Origin of the sequence: Siminovitchia jepli (genome assembly GCF_047228825.1) — a bacterium.
Taxonomy (GTDB): Bacteria; Bacillota; Bacilli; order Bacillales; family Bacillaceae_C; genus Siminovitchia.
Genome location: NZ_JBFEGN010000152.1, coordinates 1 through 4,305 on the forward strand (window position 1 = coordinate 1; position 4,305 = coordinate 4,305).

General features: G+C 36.8%; 3 protein-coding genes and 1 pseudogene. 2 read left to right on the forward strand and 2 right to left on the reverse strand.

Going from position 1 to position 4,305, the window contains the following annotated elements:
- Nucleotides 1–248 precede the first annotated feature (248 nt).
- Together AB1L08_RS21695 and AB1L08_RS21700 are read left to right on the forward strand one after the other, a co-directional pair.
- Nucleotides 249–950 (forward strand): ZIP family metal transporter, encoded by a 702-nt coding sequence (locus AB1L08_RS21695; protein WP_413066677.1) that lies wholly within the window; start codon nt 249–251, stop codon nt 948–950.
- A gap of 175 nt (nt 951–1,125) precedes the next feature.
- Nucleotides 1,126–1,245 (forward strand): annotated as a pseudogene (locus AB1L08_RS21700) (IS3 family transposase); the annotation flags it as partial.
- Between the two features lie 227 nt (nt 1,246–1,472).
- Here AB1L08_RS21700 and AB1L08_RS21705 read toward each other — a convergent pair.
- On the reverse strand, nt 1,473–2,528 hold the full coding sequence (locus AB1L08_RS21705) for a HupE/UreJ family protein (protein ID WP_413066675.1): 1,056 nt from the start codon (nt 2,526–2,528) through the stop codon (nt 1,473–1,475).
- Nucleotides 2,529–2,620: 92 nt separating this feature from the next.
- Nucleotides 2,621–4,156, reverse strand: a complete 1,536-nt coding sequence (locus AB1L08_RS21710; protein WP_413066676.1) for a phosphoesterase — start codon at nt 4,154–4,156, stop codon at nt 2,621–2,623.
- Nucleotides 4,157–4,305 lie beyond the last annotated feature (149 nt).

Genomic DNA, 4,305 nt, shown 5'->3' on the forward strand with positions numbered 1-4,305 from the left:
CCTCCAGTTCTTGGTCATGAACCTTGAAAAGATCCTTCGGGATCCTTTTTTCCCTTTTTTTATTTTTTCATTCGACGACTATTTTTATTTCAGAACGCGAGTGGCAAACTATTGATCAAAATAAAGGTTGTTCAGTAAGCCCTAATAATTTAACAAAAGTATGCCAATAACAGAATATTTTTCATTAAGACTGCGTACATAAGATTGTACAGACCAACTTTATTTGAAAGGATTTGGGATCCGTGTGGATGCCTTTGTTTTTATCAGGAATTTCTGTTTTGGGTTTAAGTATTGGGGGATTATTATCAAGTTCAATTAACCGATTTTTCCCAAAAAAGCTACCTTATGTATATGTCATTTGTGGAGGGAACTTGATTGGTATTATTACATTTGACTTAATCCCTCACACACTAATAGACTTTGAATTCAAAGGTGTACTTTTAGGTGCTTTAACAGGGTACATCATTATGTTATTAATTGGTCATTTTTTTCATCACGAAGAAGAGATTAATGTTTCCGAAAGAACATTAGGATTTTTAGTTGCAGCTATATTCTTTCATCATATAATTATGGGTTTTTCATACGGAGCTGTTAACTTATTCAACAGTTATTCCTTTCTAACCGCAATTATCCTTCATCAAATTCCGGAAGGTATAGCCATTATGACCACCTTATTAGTAACAAGAATAAAAGGAGTTATCTTCCTTTATATAATAACCATATTATCGGTTGTCTTCGGAGTGAGTGCTTTTTTAGGGGAAACAATTAAGGAAACAGCAAGGACAGTAGACACATTGTTGACAGGAACTGCTATTGGAACCCTTTTATATGTAACACTTAATGAAATCGTAGGAAAGTCGAAAAAACAATTCGGATGGATACCATTGCTTCTTATGACAACCTTTGGAGCTATAATGATAAAAGTTTATATATCCTTGCTGGCAGAATAATAAGTCAACTTTATTCATGTTCTATAACATATTTTCGATGTTTTGGCCGATAGAAAAAAGCACTATAATCTTCACTCGCAGCTCCCTTATCATCTTTGATTCAAAGGTTATTTGAAGTATTGGTTAGATTGGAGTAGGGGTGAAAAAATGGGGTGAAGAATTAGTAAGCTATGAAGAATTAAAAAAAAGGATTGAGGAATATATCTACTGGTATAACCATGTACGATCAAAAGAAAAATTGGCTGGATTGAGTCCAGTCGAATACAGAACTCAATCCAGCCAAGCAGCTGCATAATAAAAACTTTAACTTTTGGGGGTAACCACACTCTTTCTTCACAGTTTAGTTTTTTTATTGGTAGAATAAAATAAATGAACGGGAGGTATTTCTAATGGCTGAATCCAAACGAGAAACGAAATCTGTTGAATTAGCCTTTGCGCATTTTAACAATACTCCCCATCGCCACCGACTAGAAAATCCATAGTAACTTTGGGGATTTTTTATGTTAACGAGTGATAGCTTTGTTAAAAAGCCCTTTCAATAAACCAAACTAGTCCGAATGCTAAAATAGCGACTGAAAATCCTGGAATCACCCATTTAATAGGTTTGAATGTTAATTTTTTCAACCATAGGAGGATTGGGAATACCACTGAAACGATGATAAGCTGTCCAATTTCAATACCGATATTGAAAGATAGTAGGGAGGTGGCCAAATGGCTTCCATCAAGTCGCATTTCCGAAAGTATTCCTGCAAAACCGAATCCATGGATAAGTCCAAAAACAAAGGCAAGCCATGACTGATGTTTTGAGTTAGGATTAAATATATTAATAAGTGCTACGTAAATTATGCTTAAAGCAATGGCAGACTCTACTAACCTGCTAGGTAATTGCACAATATCTAGTGTTGCAAGTGCTAATGTAATACTATGGGCAATTGTAAAAGCAGTGACCAAGGAGAAAATGTTTCGGATGCTCTTTGCTCCAAATAATAAGCTAATGACAAACAGAATATGATCATACCCTGTAAAGATATGTTCTAAGCCAAGTAATAGAAACTGCTTCGTGGATTGAACAAAGGTCACTTCTCCAATTTCAAGCTCTCTTGATTCGTATGAAAGAACCGCCTCTTGTTGTTTTCCATCTAATTTAATCGTTGCATAATTGGCATGACTTGGATCTGAATCATCTAGAAACACATTATAGTCTAAGACTAATTTTTCAGGTTTTTCTTTTAGCTCGTAGTTCAGGTCTATTACTGCAAACTGTCGCCCGTCAATCGTTTCAACATCAGATGTTTCTATTGCTCCATCCACTTTTACACTATCTGCATAAAGATTAATATGTGAATTTATATAATCCTGAACTGCTTTCGTATCAAATAATTGCTGTTCATACATTTCTTTTTTCATTGAATGTCCAAGTTCTGTTAGATCAAGCTTCAGTTCATAATCGAGATTATTCCCATTCACCTCAATGTGGGAGTACCCTTCACTGTTATTGGTATGAGCATATGCAGAAGGAGATTTTATTAAAGAGGTAATTGAAATCATAAATAAAATGAGTAAAAATAGCTTTTTCATAAGATCCTCCATTTTTCGATTGTTTCTTTCTCTCGTGTTAAAAAAGAAAGACGAGGAGGCTTAGTCTCCTCGCCACATTACCTTTTTTTAAACTATTTCGCAGTTTTGATAAACACCGGGTTTGAGTAGAACCAAAGGTCCGTCCACGGATCTTCTCCACGAGGATCAATTTCAGGTTCCGTTTGTTGAGTATTTGTTCCACGTAAACGGATATAACTGTCTTTATCAACATCTTTTAACGTATGAGTAATCTCAATGTATTCACCATTTTGCTTCCAATCTTTTTTTGTAAAAGTTTCGACGACTTTCGTAGTCGTATTCGTTGCAGTTGAACGATCTTCTACCTTTCCAGTAACCTCACCCATAATTAAGTCCACATGGTCAACTGTTGGTTTATCTCCATTGGCATTTGCGGTGTTTGGATTTTTAATGCGAATCGTTACTGTTACATCTTTAGATTTTCCTGGAATAGTTAAAGTTTCACCGATAGTTGCTGAATTTCCTTTGGATTTCGCAAACAAAGGTGATTTTCCGCCAGCTTGAACTTTCATTTCAAGTTCAGAAATGAGGTCGCCGGTTGTAACGAAAACATTCCCTTTACGAATGCTCTCCATAATATCATCATAGTCTTTCTCTGCTTTTACATACGTTTTAGAGTATTCACCAGGCCAGAAGTCGCCTCCGCCATCACGCCAGTTAACATGCGAGTCAGAAGTAGCTGTAATCCACCAGTGTCTTCCTTCACCTAGCATAGAATCCCATAGTCCACCAAGCTTTGCCGTCATTTGATCAAATCCGCCCATTGTTGGGTAGTTGCCATATGATCCACGAGCACCATTTGGTTTTTGAGAGCCATCTCTATTTATAGCAGTGGCCTGGTGACCAGGGGCACCTTCCATTCCAATAGAAATATTAGGTGCTGTATCGTTCCAATTACGAAACTCCTGAGGTGTATCTTGTCCCCACACACCATCACCATTAGCTGAACGGGAAGGATGATGGGCAATATGGATTGGCTGCTCATCTTCGTCCAATTGTTTCATATAGTTAAGCGCTTCGATCATTGTGGACTCAGTATCTCTGCTGCCGTTATTTGGAAAAGGATCGCGCTTACTAAATTTGCTTTCAATATCATAAAGAATTTGTGATTCATTTTCAACTTTCGGAATCATTAATGTACTATGATCAGCAGCAGGTGTGTCAAACTCCATACCGAAGAATTGAAGAACTTCAGGAACAGCTTCACGGGATTTTAATAATTCAGGATAAGCTTGCTCTAAGTTAACCTTGGAATGATTAGGCCCCCCATGATCTGTTGTCATCACCCAATCAAGTCCGTACTCCCTAGCCTTTTCCGCATTTTTCGTAATTGGGTAAATGGCATCTCCACCTCGGATAGGTGTTGGAGGATTTGTAGAATTGTCCCAACCAACACTCCACTCGCTATGTACGTGGTGGTCACCTGCGAGCCAAGTAGGGTTATTCTGTTTTACTTCTTTCTTCGAAAATTCTTTTGCTTCAGCTTTTTGACCATTTCCATCAATGGAAAAGGATTGGGTTGTAATAGCTGTGGTAGCAAGAACCATTGTTGCGAGAATCGGAATTGCCTTCTTTACACGTGATCTCATTTTTTTATACCTCCAAATTATTTATTTAACCATTTAAACTATAGACAGTAATTATGTTCGATAGGTTAATAGAACCCATCTTCCGCATATCAATAAATGTAGAAATTTGAATTGTTTTGTTTAATAAAAGGAATCCTGATTCACTGCGT

Excerpts from the sequence above, each read along its gene's own strand:
- AB1L08_RS21695 (WP_413066677.1), top strand. The coding sequence starts at position 249 with ATGCCTTTGTTTTTATCAGGAATTTCTGTTTTGGGTTTAAGTATTGGG.
- AB1L08_RS21705 (WP_413066675.1), bottom strand. The coding sequence starts at position 2,528 with ATGAAAAAGCTATTTTTACTCATTTTATTTATGATTTCAATTACCTCT.
- AB1L08_RS21710 (WP_413066676.1), bottom strand. The coding sequence starts at position 4,156 with ATGAGATCACGTGTAAAGAAGGCAATTCCGATTCTCGCAACAATGGTT.